18 protein-coding genes are annotated in these 25,672 nt (G+C 47.9%); 7 read left to right on the forward strand and 11 right to left on the reverse strand.

From position 1 onward, the window contains the following. From lon to B2X00_RS08960, 3 genes are all read left to right on the forward strand, one after another. Positions 1-1,654 (forward strand): endopeptidase La (gene lon / locus B2X00_RS08950; protein WP_290487224.1); only part of this gene is annotated, 1,654 nt, incomplete at its 5' end. 288 nt (positions 1,655-1,942) lie between these two features. Further along, a complete protein-coding gene (gene hupB / locus B2X00_RS08955) occupies positions 1,943-2,233 on the forward strand; it encodes a nucleoid-associated protein HU-beta (RefSeq protein ID WP_157981515.1) in 291 nt (96 codons plus the stop codon). Positions 2,234-2,385: 152 nt separating this feature from the next. After that, entirely contained in the window at positions 2,386-4,260 is a 1,875-nt protein-coding gene (locus B2X00_RS08960) for a SurA N-terminal domain-containing protein (protein WP_290487225.1), read from the forward strand. A gap of 87 nt (positions 4,261-4,347) precedes the next feature. Here B2X00_RS08960 and B2X00_RS08965 read toward each other — a convergent pair whose 3' ends face one another. The 6 genes from B2X00_RS08965 to B2X00_RS08990 are packed head-to-tail and all read right to left on the reverse strand — an operon-like array spanning position 4,348 to position 11,305. Next, positions 4,348-6,090 carry a BatD family protein gene (locus B2X00_RS08965; RefSeq protein ID WP_290487226.1) on the reverse strand — a complete coding sequence of 581 codons (1,743 nt, stop codon included), beginning with the start codon at positions 6,088-6,090 and terminating at the stop codon, positions 4,348-4,350. Beyond that, positions 6,084-7,937 carry a vWA domain-containing protein gene (locus B2X00_RS08970; protein WP_290487227.1) on the reverse strand — a complete coding sequence of 618 codons (1,854 nt, stop codon included), beginning with the start codon at positions 7,935-7,937 and terminating at the stop codon, positions 6,084-6,086. The genes B2X00_RS08965 and B2X00_RS08970 overlap by 7 nt, the downstream gene beginning before the upstream one ends. Continuing rightward, entirely contained in the window at positions 7,930-8,916 is a 987-nt protein-coding gene (locus B2X00_RS08975) for a vWA domain-containing protein (RefSeq protein ID WP_290487228.1), read from the reverse strand. Before B2X00_RS08975 ends, B2X00_RS08970 begins: the two co-directional genes overlap by 8 nt. After that, complete coding sequence (locus B2X00_RS08980) at positions 8,909-9,379, reverse strand: DUF4381 domain-containing protein (RefSeq protein WP_290487229.1); 471 nt, start codon at positions 9,377-9,379, stop codon at positions 8,909-8,911. Before B2X00_RS08980 ends, B2X00_RS08975 begins: the two co-directional genes overlap by 8 nt. A gap of 4 nt (positions 9,380-9,383) precedes the next feature. After that, positions 9,384-10,349, reverse strand: a complete 966-nt coding sequence (locus tag B2X00_RS08985) for a DUF58 domain-containing protein (protein ID WP_290487230.1) — start codon at positions 10,347-10,349, stop codon at positions 9,384-9,386. Further along, complete coding sequence (locus tag B2X00_RS08990) at positions 10,349-11,305, reverse strand: AAA family ATPase (RefSeq protein ID WP_290487231.1); 957 nt, start codon at positions 11,303-11,305, stop codon at positions 10,349-10,351. Before B2X00_RS08990 ends, B2X00_RS08985 begins: the two co-directional genes overlap by 1 nt. A 201-nt stretch (positions 11,306-11,506) precedes the next feature. On the opposite strand from B2X00_RS08990, the gene fadI reads away from it, so the two are divergent. Then, complete coding sequence (gene fadI / locus B2X00_RS08995) at positions 11,507-12,817, forward strand: acetyl-CoA C-acyltransferase FadI (RefSeq protein ID WP_290487232.1); 1,311 nt, start codon at positions 11,507-11,509, stop codon at positions 12,815-12,817. Then, positions 12,817-14,943 (forward strand): fatty acid oxidation complex subunit alpha FadJ, encoded by a 2,127-nt coding sequence (fadJ, locus tag B2X00_RS09000; protein ID WP_290487233.1) that lies wholly within the window; start codon positions 12,817-12,819, stop codon positions 14,941-14,943. Before fadI ends, fadJ begins: the two co-directional genes overlap by 1 nt. Here the strand turns inward: fadJ and B2X00_RS09005 are convergent. From B2X00_RS09005 to nadK, 5 genes are all read right to left on the reverse strand, one after another. Continuing rightward, on the reverse strand, positions 14,934-18,344 hold the full coding sequence (locus B2X00_RS09005) for an EAL domain-containing protein (protein ID WP_290487234.1): 3,411 nt from the start codon (positions 18,342-18,344) through the stop codon (positions 14,934-14,936). The two genes, fadJ and B2X00_RS09005, sit on opposite strands and share 10 nt — an antisense overlap. A gap of 100 nt (positions 18,345-18,444) precedes the next feature. Continuing rightward, positions 18,445-21,096, reverse strand: a complete 2,652-nt coding sequence (locus B2X00_RS09010; RefSeq protein ID WP_290487235.1) for an insulinase family protein — start codon at positions 21,094-21,096, stop codon at positions 18,445-18,447. Between the two features lie 86 nt (positions 21,097-21,182). Next, positions 21,183-21,542, reverse strand: coding sequence for an outer membrane protein assembly factor BamE (locus B2X00_RS09015; protein WP_071463539.1), 360 nt, complete (start codon positions 21,540-21,542; stop codon positions 21,183-21,185). Positions 21,543-21,620: 78 nt separating this feature from the next. Next, complete coding sequence (gene recN, locus B2X00_RS09020; protein ID WP_290487236.1) at positions 21,621-23,285, reverse strand: DNA repair protein RecN; 1,665 nt, start codon at positions 23,283-23,285, stop codon at positions 21,621-21,623. Between the two features lie 116 nt (positions 23,286-23,401). Beyond that, positions 23,402-24,283 carry an NAD(+) kinase gene (gene nadK, locus B2X00_RS09025; protein ID WP_290487237.1) on the reverse strand — a complete coding sequence of 294 codons (882 nt, stop codon included), beginning with the start codon at positions 24,281-24,283 and terminating at the stop codon, positions 23,402-23,404. Positions 24,284-24,427: 144 nt separating this feature from the next. Here nadK and grpE point away from each other — a divergent pair, with 144 nt between their 5' ends. Further along, positions 24,428-25,102 carry a nucleotide exchange factor GrpE gene (grpE, locus tag B2X00_RS09030; protein ID WP_290487238.1) on the forward strand — a complete coding sequence of 225 codons (675 nt, stop codon included), beginning with the start codon at positions 24,428-24,430 and terminating at the stop codon, positions 25,100-25,102. Positions 25,103-25,226: 124 nt separating this feature from the next. Further along, the coding region (locus B2X00_RS09035) for an Hsp70 family protein (protein ID WP_290487239.1) at positions 25,227-25,672 on the forward strand (446 nt) is incomplete at its 3' end.

Here is a 25,672-nt window from a genome sequence, read left to right on the forward strand (position 1 = left end):
TTATCTGAATGAGCAAATGAAAGCCATTCAGAAAGAGCTTGGCGAAAGCGAAGGTGGTGTTGACGAGTTTGAACAATTGCAGCAAAAAATCGACGATGCACACATGCCTGCGGAGGCCCGTGAAAAAGTCGAGGCGGAGCTTTCTAAGCTGAAGATGATGTCGCCGATGTCTGCGGAAGCGACCGTTGTGCGGGGCTATATTGACTGGATGGTATCCATCCCGTGGAAGAAAAAGTCACGCATTAAGAAAGATTTAGGCAATGCTGAGCGTATCTTGGACGAAGACCACTATGGTCTAGAGAAAGTCAAAGAACGTATTATTGAGTATCTTGCCGTTCAACAACGCACATCCAAAGTAAAGGGCGCGATTCTTTGTTTGGTGGGCCCACCCGGTGTTGGTAAAACATCGTTGGGTCAATCGATTGCCAAAGCGACGGGGCGTAAGTACGTACGCATGGCGCTAGGCGGCGTGCGTGATGAAGCTGAGATACGCGGTCATCGTCGAACATATATCGGTTCTATGCCAGGCAAGTTAATTCAAAAGATGTCAAAAGTGGGTGTACGTAATCCATTGTTCTTGCTTGATGAAATCGACAAGATGTCGTCAGATATGCGAGGCGATCCGGCGTCAGCGTTGTTGGAAGTCTTAGATCCCGAGCAGAACGTTAATTTCAACGATCATTACATGGAAGTCGATTATGACTTATCTGATGTGATGTTTGTTGCGACGTCAAATAGCATGAATATTCCAGCGCCGTTACTGGACCGCATGGAGGTGATTCGTTTATCGGGTTATACCGAAGATGAGAAACTCAACATTGCGAAACGTCACTTGTTACCTAAGCAAATTGATCGTAATGGGCTGAAGAAGAAAGAGATTGACGTTGAAGATAGCGCGATTCTCGGCATCATTCGTTATTACACCCGCGAAGCGGGCGTACGTAACTTAGAGCGCGAGCTTTCGCGCTTATGCCGTAAAGCGGTTAAGACGATTTTGCTAGATAAATCCATCACTAAAGTGACGATTAACCAAGACAACCTCAGTGATTTCTTGGGTGTGCAGCGCTTTGATTACGGTAAAGCGGAAGAGGCCAACCAAATTGGTCAGGTCACAGGTCTCGCATGGACAGAAGTGGGCGGTGACTTGTTAACAATTGAAGCCACCAACGTCGCGGGTAAAGGCAAGATTACTTCGACCGGGTCGCTTGGCGATGTCATGCAAGAGTCTATTCAGACCGCACTCACGGTGGTCAGAAGCCGTGCTGATAAATTAGGCATTGCGGAAGATTTCCATGAGAAACGTGATATTCATGTGCACGTGCCGGAAGGCGCGACACCTAAAGACGGCCCGAGCGCAGGTATCGCTATGGTGACCGCATTAGTGTCATCGTTGACAAAGATCCCTGTGCGTTCTGAGGTGGCTATGACCGGCGAGATCACATTGCGTGGCGAAGTGTTGGCGATTGGTGGCTTGAAAGAAAAGCTGTTAGCCGCGCACCGCGGTGGCATCAAGCATGTGTTAATTCCAAAAGATAATGAGCGCGATCTGAAAGAAATTGCAGATAACGTCAAGCAAGATCTCAAGATTCAACCCGTAAAATGGATTGACGAGGTACTCGAGGTGGCGTTGGAACGTAACCCAACAAATGCTTAATTTTTAACTCAGTTTTTTGGTATAGAAACGGACAAATGCGGTCTCGAGCGGGGTAATTGCTCTACAGACCGCATTTTTTCGTTAAAAATTTAGCAAAAAAGGGTTTTCAATTGTTACGACTGTGGTAGCCTAAGGTTTAAAGCTTATACCGGTGTTGTAATCAGTTGCCGGGTAGCTTCTATGGTCACATCGTTCGGAAAATGGTGTTGAAGATAGTAACTAAGCTTGATATAACAAATTCGGACCATTTAAAAATCCGAATGGAACCACGGAAATTTGATAATAACAATCGAAGGGGATGATACTGTGAACAAGTCTCAGTTAATTGATAAAATCGCTGCAGGTGCAGATATCTCTAAAGCTGCTGCGGGTCGTGCATTGGATTCAATGATCGACGCAGTAACTGAAGCATTGAAAAAAGATGACCAAGTTGCATTGGTTGGCTTCGGTACTTTCAGCGTTCGCGAGCGTTCTGCGCGCACTGGTCGTAACCCACAAACGGGCGAGACTATTCAAATCGCTGCGGCTAAAGTACCTTCTTTCAAAGCCGGTAAAGCTCTGAAAGACGCAGTAAACTAATTAAAGGCGCTTTTTAAAGCGCTTTTTATTTGTTGATACGAGTAACCCGAAGCCGACGCTTCGGGTTATTTTTTGCTTTAAAGGATGCGATTTATAGCGGTTTAGATATAATACTGCACCGTTAAAATGAGCGATTGAAGGAAGTCCTGATTATGTTAGAGCGGATAAGAGAAGGGTCGCAGAGTTTTACTGCGAAAGCCGTTCTGGTTCTGATTATATTGACCTTTGCCTTAGCTGGCGTAGGCAGCTACGTTACCGGTGGCGCTACGACCACTGTGGCAGAAGTTAACGATGCTGAAATTAGTCAGCAAGCGCTAGAGCGAGCTTATGAAAATGAACGTAGCCGTCTGCAAGAGCAGTTTGGTGATATGTTCGAAGCGGTTAGCTCGCAACCGGGTTACATGCAGTCAGTGCGTGCCAACGTACTGGAGCAGCTTATACAGCAAGAGTTGCTAGTCCAGTATGCACGTGATCACGGCATGCGTGTTTCTGCTGAGCGTGTAAAGCAAGAGATTCGTGATATTCCAGCGTTCCGTTCCGCCGGCCAGTTTGATAACGACATTTATTTGATGGCGTTGCGTAATGCAGGTTACACACCCGAGCAATTTGCTGCGGTGTTGCGCGACGATTTGATCAGAAGCCAGATTGCCCAAGCGATTGGCTCAACTGAGTTCGCGTTATCTGCCGAAGCGTTGGCTCTTCAGCGCCTGCAGAAGCAAACTCGTAGTGGTGCATACATCATTGCTGAGAACGGTAACTTTGTTGATCAGGTCGAACTCAGTGATAGCGATATTGAAAACTATTACAATGACAACCAGCAACAATTCCAAACACCTGAGCAATTGAAAGTTGCTTTTGTACAGCTTTCAAAAGCAGCGCTTTATAATCAGGTTGAGGTCAGTGACGAGCAAGTTCGTGAATATTACGATGGGTCGATTGATCAGTATCGTACTGACGAAGAACGTCGTGTGGCTCATATTCTGATTGAAAATGGCACTGATAACGCGAAGGCTAAAGCAGAAGAAGCGTTAGCTGAATTAAATAGTGGTGCGGATTTTGCTGAGGTGGCAGCGAAATATTCAGATGATACTTTTTCTGCTGAGCAGGGTGGCGATTTAGACTGGATTACCAAAGGTTCGATGGATGAAGACTTTGACAATGCAGCTTTTGCGCTTGAAAACGTGGGCGATGTATCGGGGATTGTCGAGACATCGTTTGGTTTCCATATTATTAAACTGCTTGATTTACGCGCAGGTGAAGTGACGCCATTCGAACAAGTCGCAGGTGAAATTCGTCAGAAACTGAAATCTCAGCAGGTTGATGATAAGTATTTTGAGTTACAACAAAAACTTGCGGAAATTAGCTTCGAACAACCGGATACTTTAGAGCCAGCGGCTGATGCGATTGGTGCCAGTGTGCGTACGTCCGATCTCTTTACTCGTCAAAACGCACCGACCGCGTTGAGCGACGAAGCTACACTGAACCGTATCTTTAATCGCGATTTGATCGAAGAAAAGTTGAATAGTGATGTTATCGAGACAGCTGATGACCGGTCACTCGTGGTGCGTGTGTTGGCACACAACCCGCAAGCGGTTAAACCGTTAGAGCAGGTGAGAGACCAAATTGTTCAGCAGTTGCGCGTGAAAAAGGCTCAAGCGTTAGCGCTCGAACAGGCAGAAGCTTGGAAGCAGCAGTGGAGCGAGCAAGGCGAGCCTGAGGCGGATTATTTGACCTTAGACGCGGTGGGTATGGATAACCAAAGCCATCCGCGTGCGATCTTGCGTGCGTTGTTCTCTGAGGCTCCAACCGCTGATGGCTCAGCCGCATTGACAACGATTGAGATGCCAAACGGTGACGCAGCGGTGGTTGCATTAACACAAGTCAATGCAGCGAACATTGAAGGAACCGAAGCGAACCAACAGATTATTGAGCAACTTCAGAATCGTCAGTCACAGTTAATGTTGCAAGCGTTTATTGAAACGTTAGTCGAGCAGGCTTCTATTACGCGCCTGCAGTCTAACGACTAATCATAGCGTCGATGTTAACGACGAAAACAAAAAAACCTGACATGATGATGTCAGGTTTTTTTTTGTCGAGCCGGCGGCAAATCTGAACTATGAGTCCATCGGGTACATCGGTGGTAAAGGCGATGTATTCGATTTCGTGCTAGCCTGTTGTTGCTGAGCTGTTCTAACGGCTTGATACAGTTGCTTACCGCGTGACCATTGCTTAGTGTGTTGTGCACTGTACAGGGCTGCTTGAAGCTGATTAATCTCGCTAGCTACATGGCTTTCATCTGTTAAATCCAAAAAGCGAGCGACATCGTTAAGGGTGGTAACGCGTTGTTGATAACGTTGACGAGCCCAACGTTTTAACGCTTGCTCAGCACGTTGAGGCTGGTTACTCGCGCAGGCTTGCTGAAACTGACGCCACGCTTCATTTTTTGTTATCGGCTGTATGACCTTGTCTTCGACTTGTCGCAGCTGACTCGCTTTATGACGGCGCTTATACAGTACGATATTGATACCTACGCTCACCACCAAGGCGATAATTAAGGCGACTACAATCCAAAGCCAATAATTCCATTGCGCATCAGTGGTCGCTTGAGATGCTTGTTGACCGCTTGTTGGTGTGTTTTCTCGCGGCGCTTCAGCGGCTTGTTGTGTTGACTGCGTGGGTGTCGAGTTGGCTATTGGCGAACCCGCTACATTAAAAGTCAGATCATCCGTTGTCGCTATCGCGCGTTGCTGGGTTTTGGTATTAAACCAAGGCACTTCAATACCCGGTAACGTTATTTCACCTGGTTGTTGCGGCACAATGGCGTATTCAAGCGTTTTCTGCGCGATATTGATGCCATTACGTACAAACTGGTCGGTATTCTCTTTATCAGGGTAGATACGTACGCTATCTGGGTAATCGTAACTAATATCGGGTAACTGCTCGGGTTTAACACCCACGGCAGTCAGCATCAGTGACACCGAAATGGGGTCACCAACTTTATATTTATCCTGTTTTGGATTAACGGTTTGGCTGATAGTCACTAAGTCACTGGGTAGCCAATGACCGGTCCAATTTTGTGGTATGGGTTTGACCTCAACCGTCTTCGTTTCGGCAATGGCGCTGACCGGCTGCGTGTTTGAAAACGATGAGAAAATAGAGCGTTGACCTGATGCATATACTTCGCCGTCAAATCGGGCGCCCTCGATTTCAAACGAACCGGATTGATTGGGGGTAATTTGATAAGTGCGCTGATAAACACGGTAGCGACGACCGTGGTTCATTTCACTAAATTCCTCATCTTTGCCGATTTGGCGGATATCTGCATTGTCCATTTGCGGTGGAACGAGGTTACCTTTATTAAGATCAGCGGCTAAGTAGAGCCTTACGATGTAGTGAATCGGCTGTTGCAGAAATACCTGCGAGGTGTCTAGCGATACATCCACAAAAGCCACTTTATCGCTGCGCTTGGCGGCATCTGAACCGGGCTCGACGACCGTCATGGTAATGGGATCAGAATTTGCCCCGTCAAGACTGATGCTCGGTATTTGATAATCGCCTGGCTCCTGGGCCACTAATACCGTGGTAAATTGCGTTAGTTTCTTTAAGTCACCGTTTACAATCGATGTTTGACGACTCACGCTGGTACGACCGACAACAAAGTTGTTTAATAAAATATCCGGCTGAAAAGCCGAGTTAGGTACATCGTCGTTGAATGTCACAGTCAATATAAACGACTCTTTTGCGATCACCGGATTTTTGTCGACCGTACTGGTGATTTTAGTCACCTCTGCATGAGCGCTGATCGATGCCAATATCAACACCAATGTGATACATAAGTGATACCAACGACTTACCATTTTTGCTCTACTCCTTCTGGGTCACGCACGCCTTGCTGCTGTCTACGTTGACTTTCTAAATACATTTTTCGCCGCAACAGTAAACTCGGATCGTCTGGCACTCGATTCATCCATTGCTCTAATTGGCGCGCTCGCTCGGGATCAATGTCATCACTGAACTCGGTCTGCTGACTTCGTTGTTGTCGGGCAGGGTCGTTTTGCTGCTGCTGTTTCTGCTGTTCGGATTGCTTTTGAGATGCCTCAGCATCTTTTTGCTGCTGATCGTGCGATTGCTTATTTTCCTGACGCTGCGGGTCATCTTGGGGCTGGGAATTGGACTGCTGACCCTGCTGCTGGCTTTGTTCATCACCTTGCTGCTGACCCTGTTGCTGCCCCGAGTCATTTTGACCTTGTCCTTGCTGGCTATCGTCTTTTTCCTGCTCACCTTTATTTTTATCGCCTTTCTTCTGACCTTGCTTTTGCTGTTGTTGCTCTAATAATTGCTCCATCAAGTGACGGTTAGCTTGTGCCGCCTCCCAGTTGGGACGCTTAAGTAACGCTTGGTCATATGCATTGATGGCAGCTTGGTATTGTTCTTGACGCGCTAAACTGTTACCTCGGTTGTACCAACCCTCAGGCGTATCGACTTGCGCATACTGCTCGGCAGCGGCGGCATAGTCACCCTTACGGTACAAAGCCGCCCCCTTACGCATAGGCGCTTGTGAACGTTCTGCCGCCTCACGCCATTGACCTGATTCCAGTAACTGCTGCGCTTGCTGCTCGTTATTTAACCACCAACCTGGTTTTTCCATTTGCTCTTGAGCCAATGCCGTATTCGGAAGCGTAGATAAGGACATCAACACTACTCCTATAAAAAAGCTGCCGAGTGTGCCGCCTTTGCGCCAACTGAATAAAACCATTGGGATAAGTAGTAGCGCAAGGAAGGGGCCGATATCAAGCCATTGATCACCTTGTTGCTGGTTGTCACCTTCTTTGCCCTTGCGTGACAGCGGCTCTAACGCGGTCAGCTGCTCGATATCTTGGTTAGTTGAGGTCGAGGTGACGTACACGCCCCCCGTGAGCTGAGCGAGGTCCGCTAGGCGATCGGGGTACAGCTTAGCCACTACAACTTGCCCATACTTATCTTTTGCCAGTGCGCCGTCCTCGCCGCGTATCGGTGCGCCATCGGGTGTGCCGACACCAAGAATCGAAACACGGTGCTCTGTGGAGCGTAGGTAATTGCTCACATCCGCCATGTCTTGGCTATCGACACCATCGGTAATCCAGTATATGTCACCCTGAGCATAACCTGCGTTGGTGAGTAGCTGATTGGCATGTTTAAGCGCGCGTAACGGATTATTACCGGGTGCCGGCATGATATCAGGCGCCAATGACGGAATTAACGTGAGCAGGTTATTATTGTCTTCAGTCAATGGGCTGATAGTAAATGCATCCGCTGAGTAAGCGACAAGTCCGGTATCGCCATCGAGGCCGGACCGGACCAGGTCCATGGCTTTAAAGCGCACCCGAGTCAGCCGATTAGGGTTAACGTCCTCGGCGAGTAATGACGGAGACATATCGAGTACGACCACCTGTCCGCTATCGAGTTGATAGACGGGTTGAGGCAAACGCTCCCATGTGGGTCCACTGAGCGCCACTACTGCGACTAACCAAAAAAGTCCCAGCCGGTGTGCTGACCAAAAGGTAACTTGCCCAGCACTGTCAACCAGCACATTGGATAGGTGTTTAGGTAACCACTGATGCCAGCCTGATTGGTGTTTGCGGATAAACAAAATACGCCAATATAGAAATACCAGAGGCAGCAGCGCGAGCAACCAAGCTGGACGTAAAAAGTGAAAATCAGCCATGTTGACTTCTCCATGGTCGATAGTGCATTACACTTAACAACGTGAGTAATACGAGCGCGCCTGATAGTGGCCAGAAAAACAAGGCTTGTCTTGGACGTAACTGTTGCTCTGCGCCTCGAACGGGCTCCAATTCGTCAAGTAATTGATAAATGCGTTCGAGTTCCGCAGTACTGCGGGCACGGAAGTATTCACCCCCCGTTTCTTCAGCCAGGTTCTGCATTAAAGGTACATCGAGATCGCGCGATGGATTGACTTTACGTTGGCCGAATACGCTGTCTACAACGACCTCTTCAGCACCGACGGCGATTGGATAAATCCTTACGTCATAGGCTTTAGCGAGCTCTAAGGCTTGTTCTGGCGTTAAGTTGCCTGCTGTATTCTGTCCGTCAGTCAGAAGTACCAGTACGCGATTCGTTTCTTCTTTACCCTTGAAGCGTTTGACTGCGAGTGCGATGGCGTCGCCGATGGCGGTTCGCTCGCCGACTAAGCCCAGCACAGATTCGTCGAGCATTTGCTGTACGGTTTTGCGGTCGTAGGTGATCGGCGTCTGTAAAAACGCAGTATCGGCAAATAAAATGAGACCAAGGCGGTCACCGGTGCGCCGCTGAATAAAGTCACCTAAAACGGCTTTAACCATTTCCAAGCGATCAACATTACGCCCATTCAGCGTCATGTCGGCAATTTCCATGGAGCCGGACAAATCAACAGCTAACATAATTTCACGGCCTTCATTGCGAACCGGTAATGGCTCACCCAACCATTGAGGGCGTGCGACGGTCGCTACAATCATTAGCCAGCATAACCACAAGAGTACCCACATGAATGGCCGCGCTCGCGCATCTCGGTGACCATCGCTTAATCCATGAAGATTAGGAATACGGATTGCAGATGCGTGTTGCTGCGCCTTGGGTAAGAAGTAACGCACAAACAGCGGCAAAGGGATGAGTAAAAACAGCCACGGCCAGGCAAATTCAAACATGGCGAGTTAACCTCCTAGGCGACTGGCTAAGCCACCCGACTACTAACTGTTGGTATTGATCGACCCATTCGCTGTGTCCTGGTTGGAATAACAAGCGGTCAGCATTGTTAAGTAGTTCGCTGTGGCGTTGTTCATTGGCACCTAAGAACTCAAGCCAAGCGCGCCCACTCAATTGGGCTATTTCACGACGTGGAAAATAGACCAACGCGACTCGCTTAGCTATGAAGGTGATATCTTTGACTGAAGGGTTTTCAAGTTGCCTTATTGCGTGTTGCGCATAACGCAACGGCTTGCGCTGTTGTCGCGCACGCCAAAGATAAACCGTGGTAACGCAAATCACGACCAATAGCAGCACTAACATAATCCATATCGGCGTTGCTAATGGTAAAAAGGAGGCGCTCTGAGGTTCAACAATATCTTTTAACTGACTGATATCTGCTTGTTGCTGTATTAAACCGGACATGTATTCACCGTAATTCAGGCCATTGTTGCTCAAGGGCGATTGCAGAACTCACCTGAGTCATGGGTAAACGATACTGTTTAAAGCGCTCTGATAACTGCTCCAGCTCGCTCACAGCACGTCGGTGGTAATCACGGCGTTGCCGCATATTATTTAGATTAACCATCGCCTGTCGCTCACCGTCATGCACGCTCAGCGGTTGACTCGAGTAGCCTTCCGGCAATTGCTGCTCCATCGGATCGAATAGTTTAAAAGTGCGCACAGAACTTCGAGTGTTCAACCGCGCCAATTGTTCCAGTGTCGTGTTACTAAGGTGTTCAAAGTCACTGATAATGTTGATGAGACTGCCGGGCTTCACCAGTTGCGTTAAATGGTCGATACTTTTGCCGAGCGGGGCTGCGTGAGGAGGCGTCTGTTGACGCCAGCGCGCCAAACTATCTTGATGAATCTCCGTCAGCCCATGCAAAAAGTGCATCACTGATTTGTGTTGTAAACTGGGTTTGTACTCGTTCTGTAGCCACCCATTACTGATGATGCCGCCGACTTTATCGCCTCGTTGAAGGGTCTGCCACGCAAGTGCAGAAGCAAGGTGACACGCCTGTACTGACTTAAACAGCAATTGACTACCGAACAGTTGCGTCAGCGCGAGATCAACCACAATATATACAGGACGATCCTTTTCCTCTCGATAGAGCTTCGTATGTGCTTTGCCGGTCCGTGCAGTCACGCGCCAATCGATTGAGCGAACATCATCGCCTGGCTGATAATGACGTACTTCATCAAACTCCATACCGCGCCCGCGTGTTTTGCTTAATAGAGCGCCAGACTGCGAGGATGCGGGCAACTGACGTTGGTGACGAGCAAAAGCTGGCAGCTTGGTGCGATAGTACATTAGCTCTTGCATACTGGGCTGCAAGCCATCGGTATGCAATCTTTCAAGCCATTGTTCAGTGGTTAAGCTTTGCATCATCATTACGGCGATGGAACAAGTTCTAGAATACGTTCGAGTACAGTGTCTGGACTAATACCGTCCGCTTCGGCCTGATAGCTAATAATGATGCGATGACGTAACGTATTAAAGAATACTTCGCGGACATCATCGGGGGTGACGAAGTCGCGATCATTTAGCCATGCGTTGGCTCGTGCACAGCGCTCGAGTGCTATTGTTGCTCGTGGACTCGCGCCATAGGTTATCCAACTAGCAAGTGTCTCATCGTAATTCGCCGGTACTCGCGTAGCCATAACCAGTTGCACGAGATACTGCTCGACGGCCTCATCCAGGAACAGCTGCATCACTTGGGTGCGAGCTTCAAAAAGTTGCCCTTGCGTCAGAGGCGTGGGCATAGTGGCTTGACCATCAATGGCTTCGCCCCGTGTAAGACGTAAAATTTTCAATTCAGTATCGGCATCGGGGTAATCGAGGTTTAGATGCATTAGAAAGCGGTCTAGCTGTGCCTCAGGCAGAGGATAGGTACCTTCCTGCTCAAGTGGGTTTTGCGTTGCCAACACCATGAATAAGTCGGATAACGGATAGCTTCGTTGACCCACGGTAATTTGCCGTTCAGCCATTGCTTCGAGCAGCGCTGACTGTACTTTAGCCGGCGCTCGGTTGATCTCATCGGCGAGAATGAGGTTATGAAACAATGGACCTTGTTGAAAGTCAAAGGCGCCTGTTTCAGGTCGATAAATATCTGTACCGGTTAAATCGGCAGGGAGGAGGTCCGGGGTAAATTGAACGCGGTGAAAGTCGCCTTCGATACCTTTCGCCAACGCTTGTACCGCACGGGTTTTAGCAAGTCCTGGAGGGCCCTCTACAAGTAGGTGGCCATCTGCGAGTACCGCGATTAACAAGTTCTTGGTGAACTCGGGCTGTCCCAATACCTGACTATCTAGAAATGCTTGCAGTTGTTTGAATTGTTCAGCAGCCATGGTGCTCCCGCTTATACTATCTATTTTGCGAATGATTTGTGCTCATCTGTATTGTTATGCAGGCTGAGCATGCTATTTTCAATGATGTTCTCTACTTTAACGAAAACCAAGGTTTTAATCTGTAGATTAAACAGCTAGAATTTGTAACATCTTGTGTGGTCAGACCAGTATTTGACGCTTAATTTTTAATGGAGAAATCATATGTCTGCAACTGAACGGTTGCTAACACCGAAAGGGGACCGCATTGCTTTCGTTGCGGGACTAAGAACACCTTTCGCACGCCAGGCAACAGACTTTCATGGCATCCCCGCTGTCGATCTCGGCAAAATGGTCGTCCAAGAGCTTATCAATCGTACGGGAATTGACGGTAAATTGGTACAGCAATTGGTATTTGGACAGGTCGTACAGATGCCCGCGGCGCCTAATATTGCCCGTGAGATTGTTTTAGGCACTGAGCTTCCCGTGTCAACAGATGCTTACAGTGTCACCCGTGCCTGTGCTACGAGTTTCCAATCGGCGGTTAATATCGCCGAAGCCATGATGGCGGGGCATGTCGATATCGGTATTGCCGGGGGCGCTGATTCATCGTCAGTGTTGCCGATTGGCGTTAGCAAAAAACTGGGGCGGGCACTGGTTGATTTGAATAAAGCCAAGAGCTTGGGTCAACGGATCGCGATACTGCGCCGACTAGGTCTTAAGGACTTACTCCCCGTACCGCCCGCAGTGGCGGAGTATTCAACGGGCTTGAGTATGGGACAAACTGCGGAGCAAATGGCAAAAAGCCATCATATCTCACGTGAGGATCAAGACCAGTTAACGGTGAATTCTCACCGCCGCGCGCACGAAGCGTGGGAAGCAGGCTACCTAGATGAGGAGGTCATGACTGCCTACCCAGAGCCGTATAAGAAGCACATTGATCGAGATAACAATATTCGTGGCGATTCTTCTTTAGAGAAACTCGGTAAACTCAAACCTGTGTTTGACAAAAAACATGGCACCGTGACAGCGGCTAATTCAACGCCGCTGACCGATGGTGCTTCGGCGGTGTTAATGATGACGGAAAGCCGTGCCAAAGCGCTGGGTTATCCGATTTTAGGTTACCTGCGTAGCTATGCCTTCGCAGCACTTGAAGTCGAGCAGGACATGTTGATGGGTCCGAGCTATGCGACGCCTATCGCCCTAGACCGTGCGGGTATGACGCTCAATGATTTGACGTTGATCGATATGCATGAAGCCTTTGCGGCGCAAACGCTGACCAACTTGAAAATGTTTGCGAGTAAGAAGTTTGCGCAAGAAAAATTGGGACGTGATGCGGCAATTGGCGAAGTTGACCCGGATAAATTTAATGTACTGGGTGGCTCGATTGCTTATGGACACCCCTTTGCAGCAACGGGCACACGGATGATTACACAAATGTTGTATGAATTGCGTCGTCGTGGCGGCGGAACTGCATTGACAACAGCTTGCGCAGCGGGCGGCTTGGGTGCAGCGATGATTTTGGAGAGCGAATAATGACAGACAATAACGCATTTCATCTAGATATTCGAGAGGATGGTATTGCGGTAATTACCATCGATGTTCCCGGCGAACGCATGAATACCTTAAAAGATAGCTTTGCCGATGAGGTGGGTCGTTTGATGAACCGCCTTGAGGATAATAATGAGCTGAAAGGTGTTGTATTTATAAGCGGTAAACCCGACTCGTTTATCGCCGGTGCCGACATTAACATGATTAATGACTGTGAAACCGCCGCTGATACAGAGAGTTTGGCACGCAAAGGTCAGGCGATGTTTGATCGTATCGAACAGCTTAATGTGCCGGTTGTTGCTGCTATCCATGGCGCCTGCTTAGGTGGTGGGCTTGAGTTAGCCATGGCATGTCACGTGCGAGTGTGTACTGACAGTGATAAAACGGCATTGGGGTTACCTGAGGTTCAACTTGGCTTGTTACCCGGTTCAGGCGGAACACAGCGGTTACCTGCGTTGGTGGGCGTTCAGCAAGGTCTCACCATGATCTTAACGGGTAAACAGTTGCGTGCTAAGCAAGCGCTCAAGGCGGGTCTAGTCGATGAAATTGTACCGCAATCAATCTTGCTAGAAGCTGCGGTTAAACAGGCTAAAAAGGCAAAGGCCAAACCTTCAAAAGCGAACCTAAAAGGCATGAGCAAGTTGCTTGAGGCAACCGCTTATGGTCGTGGCATCATCTATAAAAAAGCAGGTGAGCAGGCGCAAGCTAAAGCGAAGGGCAATTATCCAGCCATTGATAAGATCATTAAGGCGGTTAAAACTGGCGTTGAAAAGGGTCGCGATGCGGGCCTTGACTATGAGGCTCGCGCTTTCGGTGAACTCGCTATGACCCCTGAGTCTTACCAGCTTAGACAGATTTTCTTTGCCACAACAGAAATGAAGAAAGAGACGGGTGCGGATGGTGTTAAGCCAGCTGATATTAAGCGTGTGGGCGTGTTAGGCGGCGGTTTGATGGGCGGTGGTATTGCCTTTGTTACTGCGGCGAAAGCCGGTATCCCAGCGCGTATCAAGGATATTAGTCCTGAGGGTATTACTCATGCACTGCATTACAGCTACGAGCGTTTGAATAAGAAAGTTAAACGCCGTCATATGCGTCGTGCGGAGTTAGAGAAAACCATGCTTTCGCTGAGCGGTTCGTTGGATTACTCCGGGTTTGACCGTGTTGATGTGGTGATTGAAGCCGTGTTCGAAGATCTCGACCTGAAGAAAAAAATGGTCGCTGATGTCGAGCAACATGGAAAGGACGGCGTGATTTTCGCGACCAATACCAGCTCGTTGCCGATCACACAGATCGCCGAGGGCGCTCAACACCCCGATCGTGTCATTGGTCTGCATTACTTTTCGCCTGTCGATAAAATGCCACTCGCGGAAATTATTACCCACGAAAATACGTCAAAGGAAACCATTGCGACGACGGTCGCGTTGGCTAAAAAGCAAGGCAAAACACCTATCGTTGTCAAAGACGGTGCCGGTTTCTTTGTTAACCGCATCTTAGCGCCTTACATGAACGAAGCGGCGCGTTTGTTGATCGCGGGCGAGCCGATTGAGCATATTGATAAGTCTTTGGTTAAATTTGGCTTTCCAGTCGGTCCAATTACGTTATTGGATGAGGTAGGAATCGATGTCGCCGCGAAAGTTGCGCCGATCCTTGTAAAAGAACTGGGTACACGCTTTGAGGCACCTGCGGCTTTCGACAAACTGATTGATGATGGTCGTAAGGGTAAGAAAAACAACAAAGGCTTCTATCAATATGGCAAAGGTGTGAAAGGCAAGCCGGTTGATAAATCAGTGTATAGTCTACTGAATATTGAACCACAAGCTAAGCATGAAGGTGATGAAATTGCTGAGCTATGTGTGTTGCCAATGCTTAACGAAGCGGCTTACTGCTTGCAAGAGGGCATTATTCGCAGTGCACGTGACGGTGACATTGGTTCGGTATTCGGTATTGGTTTCCCGCCATTCCGTGGCGGCCCGTTCCGGTATATGGATGCCGAGGGCATTGGCAGTATTGTGAAGCGTATGGAGCGTTTAGCAGAGAAACGCGGTGATCGTTATCAACCCGCACCATTGCTGAAGCAAATGGCTGAGCAGGGCAAACGCTTTTATGAGTAGGCAGGCTGCTGTTTAGTAATGAATTCGATGAGCGCTTCGGCGCTCATCGGTTTTGCGAAGTAGAAACCTTGTATATACTCGCATTGTAATCTTTCCAGAATGTCCAATTGAGCTTTTTGTTCAACACCTTCAGCGACAACCTTCAGTCCTAAATTATGGGCCATGCCGATTATGGATTCGACCATCTTACGGTCGCGTTCATCGAAGGTAATGTCGTCAACAAACTCCTTATCGATTTTAAGCGTATGCATTGGGAAACGCTTGAGATAAGCGAGTGAGGAATACCCGGTGCCAAAATCATCAAGTGCAAGTTGCACGCCCATATCAGCGAGGTTTTCTAGCATCGCAATAGCACGTTCAGGATCGCTCATCACCATACCTTCCGTAATCTCAAATTCGATGTGACGAGGATGCATATTTTCTTCTTGCAACACTTGCTCAATGAACAGGGCCAAACTTGATTGAGTAAATTGGCGTGCTGATAGATTAATCGCGACACTGCGAGGCGCACCTTGCAATGAGAGTAGCTGGCGCATATCTCTACAGGCCGTACGTAAGACTTGTTCACTGAGCGGAATAATCAGACCGGTTTCTTCGCACAGTGGGATAAACTGTGATGGGCTAATGAATTGCCCGTATTCATCGCGAATTCGCGCCAGCGCCTCGATACCTGAAATATGGCCCGTCGCAATTTCCATTTTCGGTTGGTAAAACACTTCGACTTGCTCGGTGCGAATGGCATGACGCACTTGGCTTTCTAATACTAATCTTTGGATCGCGTTTTCGTTCATCGATGCGTTAAAGAATTGGTAACAGTTACCTCCCCGTTGCTTGGCATGGTACATCGCTGTATCCGCCTTTTGCAGCAACTCTTGAGAGGTATGCGCATCATGCGGATAAAGCACAATGCCAATTGAGCTGCCTAACGCAATCTCGTGTCCTTTTATACGGTAAGGCTTAGCTATTTCAGTGTTGACTTGTTGGGCAATGGAGCTGATGACATTAATATCGGTATTGTCCTCAACGAGGATACCAAATTCATCGCCACCAAGACGGTACAGGGTGTCTTGCCGTCTTCCTAATTCTGCCAAACGATCAGCGACTCGGCATAAGAGTTCATCACCGACCTCGTGACCCAATGAGTCGTTAATTCGTTTAAAGTCGTCCAAATCAAATAATAGCAAAGCATGAGAAACACGCTTGCGTACCAAATTAGAATGACTGACTTGGAAGTAGGAGCGATTCGGTAAGCCCGTTAAGCTATCTGTATTAGATAACCGTCGGAGTTCATTCTCTGTATTACGGCGCTCGGTAATATCGGAGAAACTGGCGACGATTAGTTTGATATCCCCGTTATCTGTGCGCACCGCATCGAGTGTGAGTTCAAGTAATAATTCTGAACCATCGGCTTTAAAATCGGTGACTTCTCCCGACCAACGCCCTTGACGGAGTACTGTATGTTTTATCTGATCAGTGAAGTCCCGATCATAATGGGCCAACGTGAATGCTTGACCGATGACTTGAGCGCGTTCGTAGCCGGTAATGCGTTCGTAAGCGGTATTGATCTCACGCTTCCTGAAAAAGCGATCAAAGATGCAGATGCCATCAGAAATATTCGTCAGTGATGTTGCTAACATATCGAGTCGTTCATCACTGTTTATGATGTCAGAAATATCACTGAGTACGCCCTGAATTTTAATTGGTACGCCGTCTAGATCCGTTTGTGCCACTTCACCACGCTCTAAAACCCACAGCCACTTTTGCTCGTTTTTTAGTCGGTAGGTGCTCTGATAGTGAGCTAATTCACCTGATTTTACGCGCTCTAGCGTTGTAACCAGTTGACGAATATCCTCGGGGTGTATGTTACTTTCTTCATGTTGATGGCGACCGAAGCGTACACCATCGAGTGGAAACTGAGCGCAATGTGTCCAAATGTGCATGCGTTCGACTTCATTCTTGGGTATATGCCACGTCCACATTTGCTGTTGCGTACCTTCTAACATTTGATGCAACGACGTGTGATCACCTTGGAGTTTACGGTAGGCTTTGAGCTTGGTTGCAATAAAGTAGTAACCAATGACAAGTCCAGTCAGTAAGAACGCTAAGCCTGCATAACTGTAGTGTATTGAACTAAAGCCAGCTGTATCGATAATGAAACTTTTTTGTTCGATCACTTTGGTGTCTTGAGCTGGCAGCGTTGCGCGCACTAACAAAGTATATTCACCCTCTGTTAAGTTCTTAATCTTTAGCGCTTGTAGTGGCTGAAATGTTTTTTGCCAAGCCGTTTGAATGGGATCAATACGGTATTCGAAAGTTTGTGGTTGTGTGAGATTAAATGCAGGTCTCGAGTAGTCTATGTATACTGCGCCTGATGAGCTCACTTCGGCATTCAGCCACAATTTAGCCTGAGATGGATCGGGCGCATTGAATACCTCCAGCTCACCGCGATTATTGATAAGCACATTAAATCCGTGGTCAGAGTAATATTGTTGCCAAGGACCTGTAATATGCTTAGTCGGATTAAATGAATGGGCGACAATGGCGCCCTCTGCAGACGATTTGAGTCGATATAAATTAGATGACGTTAATAAGGTCAGCGCTTGCTTCTGCGCGAGACTGAGTTGTAACACCGCACCTTGGATATCTAGTAGGTCTAACGGTTGAATATGCACCAAGCGGTAGCTGCTATCGAGTTGAACGATGAATTCGCTGTAGAGCAAATACACCCCGTTATCGGTAAGTTCTATATCAATTAGACGTCCTTCGGGAAGCTTAGCGGTAATTGGGTTTTCGATAGTTAACTTAAATAGGTTACTGCCTAGACCATCCCAAACGTAAATGTCGCGTCCTTCGGCAAGCCAGATCCAGTCATTAATGGGTTTGATAAACCGAATGGATTGAACGGCTTCATCATCGTACTGCAAAGGCTGTGGCAACAATTCTCCTTGATGCTCGATTAACAGTGCATTTTGGTTTTGCGCGATAAGTGGTGAACCTGCAATCGCAGTGATCTGTTGAATACCGGTATCGAGGAGGTGATCGCTTTGCAATACTAAAGCGGCCTCCAAATCATGTGATCTGAATGGTAAAGCATAAATACCGAGACTGCTGCCAATGAGTAGGGACTGATCTTGATTGTTCGTTAAGCCGTGGACTTCGAGAACATTCTTGCCGGTAACGCCGTCGGTCAGCTCAATTTTACGTAAGCTGGAGCCGTCGAAGCGGTAGACAGCTTGTGGGGTGGCTAACCACAGAAAGCCGAGTGGGCCTGAAACAACGTCAATAATGGGCGCGTCGAGTTGCGCGGTCGCGTGAGGTGTATCATGCGCAAGCGAATGCGGACTAAAAGTAGCCAATGCGAAATAAACAAGGCTAGCTAAGATGATGAATGGGACACGCAACTTAAGGACCTGATTAATGGCTGCTCTACAGCTCTTATAATTTGTTAATTGAGTGTTACGCTAACTTAAAGACAAAAATCTGTCAAAGCTATTATAACCCTTACTGCTGGCACGATAACAATACAATTTGTCTTGGTTGTTCAATAATTAAACGTCTGATCTCATTAAGCCAATCAGAGAGTTGTAACTGTTCCAGTGCCTGACTCATTTCATGATTACGCTCGAAGTGAGTCTCGCCCATTTGAATCGCTCCCCAAAACCTTTGGCTACGGGTGCGTAAACTGCGGTCATTAACCGTCAGTTGTTCCGCCAGAGTATGTTTAGCATGCTTCCAACGTTGTAAAGTCAAAAGGTCATCTAATTGCGCCACTTTCTCAGCGAGTACGGAGAGAATTTGTTGGTGCAGCTGGTCTGGCTCGTGCGTAGGTGATTGGATAAACACCATAAAGCCAGGGAGACGGCGCACGGGGAAATATTGGCTGCCCACTACGTAGCCCAGTTGACGCTGAGTGCGTAGTTCGTCAAATAGGCCTGCATTTAATAGTTGCTGCGCCAACATCCATGTAATTTGCTGTTCAGGGCTATCGTTATCACCTTGGAAATATACTAAGGTAGCATTGTCGTCTGTTGTTTGGGCGACGGTCTGCTTGCGCACTTCGCCTGGTCCAAGTCGCGTTGGACTGAGTTGCGGTGGCTGCGCGGTTAAACGTCCCTCGGCGCTCTCGCTGATTAACTGATGTAGCTCTAAGGCGGTTTTTGCTCTCCAGTCACCGTGAATCAGTGCCGAAACAGTCATCGACTTAAACAATTCACTGCTCATTTGAGAAAACGCTTTATAATTTAAGTCGCCCAGTCCTTCTGCCATATCGTGTAGGGCAAACAAGCGTGGCTGTAGCGTTAAGTTGAGCTCGGCAAATAGTCGATTCAGTGGCTGATTTTTGTGCGCCGATTGCCAATTCTGTTGTAATTGCTGCGCAACGGCGGTAAAACGATTGCGTTGAAACTTGATCTTCCATGCTTGCTTCATCAACTGTTTAAGCAGCGGAAGCTGGCCTGCGGATAGACCCATTGTATGGATCGTCATACCTGACTGAGTCGGGTAGATATTAAAGTGCAATCCAGCAACTTCAGCATCGTATAAAGCCTCATTCAGTGAGTCGATAAGTAGTTCAGACCAAAGCCGTGCAACCGCAAAATGCGTGGCGGATTGATTAACGGTTGGGGACTCTAGGTTGAGATAAATATGACCCTTGGGCACCCTGAAGTCAGGGTCCTGAAAATGCCAAATGGTGATCCCATTTTTGTTGATCACAGCGTTGGGCTCGTTGGCTTTACGCTCCAATGGGTAGGGTTCCATATGGTCTGTAATGTAAGGGTTTTGTGCAGGAAGTCGGATATCAATCGGCAAGCGCGCAGCCCTAAGTATTGCCAGTTCATCTGCCGACAAAGCTCGGATGCTGTATGGCGTATGGTACAGCTCGGTTTGCCGATCAGTGTCTACATCACAATGGATTAACGTGATACGCGCTCGCTCAGGAGCCATAAGATCAAGCGTGCTTTTCGCGCGTTGAATCGAGAGCCCATCCATACGGTAATCGCCGTAAACAACGTCGTGTATGGGATAATGGTGCGCATTGACCGAAAGTTGCGGCGCTAGCTCGCCTGCTGGCGGACTTTCCTGAAAATGAAAAGAAAGCTCTGAAGTTAACCGTTTTTCTTCGTAGCGCCACGTTTCGAGGCCTTCGTTTTTAATTTTACGGATGTAGTTGAAGACTGTTTGCGCGACCTGAAACGCGTTGTTTACACCGTCCTCTGTCAGTTGAATATTAATATTGAAATCTTTGTAGCCACTGCCACTCATGCCTCCACCCGCCGACAGGCTATTTACCCAACCTTGCGCTCTTAACGCAGCGTATAGGCTATATGGGCCTTCATAACCGAGGATGTGAGCAATAAAACTGGTGGTCTTGTTATTGTAATCATCATCGATGCCCGGCAACGGTAGAGTGATAATCAACCGTCGTGCTGGATTGACCGGTTTGACCTGAATATAAACACCCATTTGCGTGGGTAAGTAGAGTGGTAACGCCTCTAATTGTTGCGGATTGTTCGCTTTGCCGCTCGGAAGTTTGGCAAAGTGCTGCTCGGCAAGTTGGGCTAAGTCATCAACGGATTGAGCACCGACGATCGTTAAACGCATATTGTCGGCATTAAAATAGGTCTCGAAAAATTCGCGCAGTTGTTCTTGTAAGGTCTGGCTATTATTTTCGACTAGCGTATCTAAATTACCCACTGAGAATTTGCTAAAAGGATGTTCAGGATTACATGTCGATTTATGCACTTGATAAAGGCGGCGTAATTCATCTTTTTCCTTTAAACGGAACTCCGACTCGATGGATTGACGCTCTTTTCTGATCAATGCCTCGTCGAATAGCGGCGCCGTAAACATCGCAGAAAAGTAATCGAGTGCGCGGGATAGGGCACGCGTTTGACAATCAAAAAAGAAGTTACAGAATTCAGACCCTGTCCATGCATTTTGTTGGCCGCCATAGGCACTTAAAAACTCTGGAAATTCGTTGGGGTCAGGGTACTGGCTGTTGCCTAAAAAGAGCATATGCTCGAGAAAATGAGCAAGACCTTGAGTCTCAAGCGGATCATTGAAATGACCCGCTCTGACGGCGAGTGCGGCAGACGCCTTTTTACTGTTCGGAATCTGCACGCATAAAACTGACAGTCCATTTTGCAGTCTCATGGCACGAAAGTTCCGTGAATCTTTTGGGCTCTTTACAACTTCACCGAGCTCTTCTCTGAGCGGTTGCGTCATAGGGCTTTAAACCGTTACTGATCGAGCGGTGTGTCGAAGTTTTCTGGTTTATCAAAGTCACCCGATAAACTGGCAAGTTGTCCTTCGTTAAAGTCTAGAACTAACTCCTTTCGAAACGGCTTGCCCTCGTTTGGATTCATATCATATACATAGACCCAACGGTCACTGTTAAAACTGTTCTCCGCCACAGGGCGACCCAACACGAAAGCGACTTGTTCTTGTGTCATACCGATACGTAGCTTATCGACATCGCGCTGTTCGAGGTAGTTGCCTTGGGGAATATCAATACGATACACCCAGTCATTTAATACAGAGCAACCTGATAGGCCTGCGACGACCGCTACAGCGGCCAAAGTTTTTCCGATTTGTTTCATTAACTACTCTTACCGTTAAATGTTGTCACCGATGATAAACAAACAAAACCGAGTTAGCTAGCGTTGGCGTAGGAAAACTTAATGAATAAGTAACTCACGCGCGTTATCTTTAGTCTTTTCGGTAATGCTATCGCCGCCTAACAGGCGAGCCAGCTCATCGATTCGTTGTTCTTCATTAAGCTGCCAAACGTGTGTTTCTGTTTGTGCGCCATCGGTTTGCTTGAGTACCTGCATCTGATGATGCCCCTTCGCAGCAACTTGCGGTAGGTGAGTTACACAGATAATTTGGCACTGCTCGCCGAGACTACGTAACATCGAACCGACAACTGCTGCGGTAGGGCCGCTGACGCCTACATCGACTTCGTCGAACATCATGGTAGGTACCGTATTTTGATTGGCACACATGACCTGTATGGCAAGGCTAATACGTGATAGTTCCCCACCTGATGCAACTTTACTCAGTGCTTGTAGGGGCTGCCCAGGGTTGGTGGTGACGGTAAAACAGATTTCATCGGTGCCCCAGAGTGTTGCTGTGGCTTTGTCGTCATGATTGACCTGGATGACAAATTCACCATGGGGCATATTCAACTTATTCATGGCGCGGGAAATTTCTGCACCCAGGTTATCAGCTGCTTGTTTGCGGCTCGTCGATAACTTAAGTGCTGCTTGCCGATATTGACTACGTAATGCTTGACGCTGTTCGACTAACTGTTGGTTGTCTTCCTCGGCGCGTTCGAGTTCATCTAACTGTTGTTGTAACTGTTGATGATGTTGATACAAGTCGATTGGAGCAACGTGATGCTTCTTAGCAAGGGCAATCGCTTGACTCATGCGCTGCTCAGTGAGTTCAAGTTGCTCGGGATCAATATCAAGCTGCTCTTGATAATTACGCAGTTCCAAAGCGGTTTCCTCGATGTGAACTTTAGCTTGTTCAAGTAATGCCAGAATTGGTTGAATCTGTTCATCGAGTTCGGCGGATTCCTCTAGCCGCCCATGCGCTGCTTGAATGAGTCCTGACACATTATTGTGCTCTCCATCATAGAGTGCATTTAAAGCAAAGGCGCTGTTTTCAGTCAAAGCGCGAACATGAGTCAGCCGTTTATGATCACTTTCGAGTTGTTCAAATTCACCGTCAGCGATATTACACTCATTCAGTTCTTTAACTTGGTAACTTAACAGTTGCTTCTGAGCTGATAACTCTTCTTTACGCTGTTGATGTTGGCGAAAGCGTTTTTCGGTGCTCGCCCAGTTTCGATAGCAGTTTTGCACCTCTGTAATCAGTTCACCGTGTTGTGCAAATTGATCGAGTAACTCGCGTTGGTGTTCTTCCTTTACGAGTAACTGGTGCTCATGTTGGCCATGAATATTGACCAAAGTCGGGGCTAAGGTACGTTGTTGTGTCAGCGTAACGGGGGCGCCATTGACCCAAGCGCGTGAACGCCCATCTTTACTGATGGTGCGACGTAAAACACACTCTAAATCATCGTCGAGCTCGTTGTTGATGAGCCAGCGATGGGCAGGGCTCTCGCGGGTAATGGTGAAGCGGGCACTGATATCGGTCTTATCGCAACCGGGTCTTACCCAGTTGGCATCGGCACGTCCGCCTAGGCATAGCCCGAGCGCATCAAGCGCGATAGATTTACCCGCACCGGTTTCGCCCGTGATGGCTGTCATTCCATTTTTAAATTCAATATCTAACTGCTTGACGATTGCAAAATTGCGAATGTGTAACTCAGTCAACATGGCTGGGCTCCTCACAATAAAAATAACAGTAACACTGTTTGCTTATACAGTATATACAGTAGTTATACAGTATTATTGTTCAAATGCAATGCAGCGAGTGACTTTTTTTTAGTCAGCTAGAAAAGACGACTGCCCCAGCCGAGCTTATTACGCAGAACGTGATAGTAGCTGTGTGTTGTTGGGTGCACCATGGTCAGCGTGTGAGGGTGTTTTTCGATAATCACTTCATCTCCCGGCATCACATCGAGGCGCCCATGACCATCACAACTGATTTGTAAATGATCGTTGTCTTTGGCGGCTCGCAGTCGCACTTGTGAGTTTGCGTCGAGCACTATAGGACGGCTACTCAGCGTATGGGGGAACATCGGAACTAAGGTAATAGCGTTCAAATTGGGATGTAAAATGGGGCCTCCACCCGAAAGTGAATACGCTGTAGAGCCGGTTGGTGTGGCGACAATAACGCCATCAGAGCGTTGCGAAAAGACAAACTGGTCATCCACGTACAGTTCAAATTCGATCATGTGTGCGACTTTGTCAGAGTGGAGCACGATCTCGTTCACCGCCACCCCTTGTTGCTTGATCGATTCGCCCTTCACCGAGGCAGAGAGGAGAAATCGTTCTTCTCTCACATACTTGCCTGCCAATACATCCATCAGCGCGCTCACCGCGTCCTCCGGTGCTAAATCAGTTAAGAAGCCCAGGTTACCGCGATTTACTCCAATAACCGCCACATCATGGTCACACAATGCGCGAGCGGCACCGAGCATATTGCCATCTCCGCCTACTACCACGGCAATATCGGCCCACTCACCGAGCTTTTCGAGCGAGCCTGTATCGATACAACTGCCTGGTTTCACTTGGGTTGCGCAGCGTTCTTCCAAACAAACTTCATACTGGCTTTCACACAAGGCACTGATAAGCGCCTCAAGCGTATGGCGAGTGCCAGTATCATTAATTTTTCCTAATAGCGCGACGCGCTTAAATGCGGGTTGTGTCATAGGGCTTACCGCTGTCCTCAAGTCGTTAGTTAACGCTACGTGTTGCGTTAATTTTTATCAAGCGAAATAAAGGTCTTGAATCTTAATCCGACTATCCCCACATAACAACGCATACGTTCATTGGACATTTAAAGAGTATGGGTTATGAGTGATAAGCAATCGAAGCAAACAACCGAAAACTTTGAGCAGCAAGCACAAGAAGCCGCTCAACAAGAGGCTGCGAAAGAAGCAGCCGAGAAAGCAGCTGAGCAAGCGTTAGGTAGCGATGAGCAGCCGGAAACCCAACAGCAAACAGCTGCGGCAGCGGACAATCAAGCGGACCGTATCGCGGAGCTTGAGCTCGCTTTGACCAAGGCCGAAGCCAAAGTGAACGAGCAAAAAGAGTCAGTATTGCGTAGTCAGGCGGAAATGGAAAACGTACGTCGTCGCGCGAGTCAGGATGTGGAGAAGGCGCATAAATTTGCGTTAGAGAAGTTTGCCAACGAACTACTCACCAGTGTTGATAATCTTGAGCGCGCGATGCAAGCCGCTGATACCGAAAACCCAGAGTTAAAAAGCTTTTTAGAAGGCATTGAGCTGACCTATAAAAGTCTGACATCAACGCTAGATAAGTTCGGCGTAAAAGCGGTAGGCGAAGAAGGCGAGGTTTTCAATCCAGACCTGCACCAAGCGATGTCGATGCAAGAGTCGGCAGAGCATAAAAACAACACCATTATCGCCGTTATGCAGAAAGGGTATGAACTCAACGGACGTTTATTGCGCCCAGCCATGGTGATGGTGGCACGCAATAGTAACGGCAGCGTGGATACAAAAGCATAATTTGTAAGAGAAATTATGTTTTAGGGCTTGTAATTTTAAATGTAGCCCCCAAATAACAGTTATCGAAATCATTAACGCTCAAACCAGAGCGGTTTGAACAGAATAGAAGTAGTGGAGATTAATTATGGGTAAAATCATCGGCATTGACTTGGGTACAACAAACTCATGTGTCGCGGTTTTAGACGGCGGCAAACCACGTGTTATTGAAAACGGTGAAGGGGATCGCACCACTCCATCTGTGGTCGCATTTACCGACGATGGCGAAACTTTGGTAGGTGCGCCGGCAAAACGCCAAGCAGTTACTAATCCCAATAAAACCTTGTTTGCGATTAAGCGTTTGATTGGTCGTCGTTTCCAAGATGACGAAGTTCAGCGCGACATCGGCATCATGCCTTATAACATTGTCAAAGCGGACAATGGCGATGCATGGGTAGAAATCGATGGCGATAAAAAAGCGCCACCGCAAATTTCTGCTGAAGTATTGAAGAAAATGAAGAAAACCGCAGAAGAGTTCTTGGGTGAGAAAGTCACCGAAGCGGTTATCACCGTACCTGCATACTTTAACGATGC

The sequence above is a fragment of the Idiomarina sp. UBA3162 genome (genome assembly GCF_002364475.1).
Classification (GTDB): domain Bacteria; phylum Pseudomonadota; class Gammaproteobacteria; order Enterobacterales; family Alteromonadaceae; genus Idiomarina.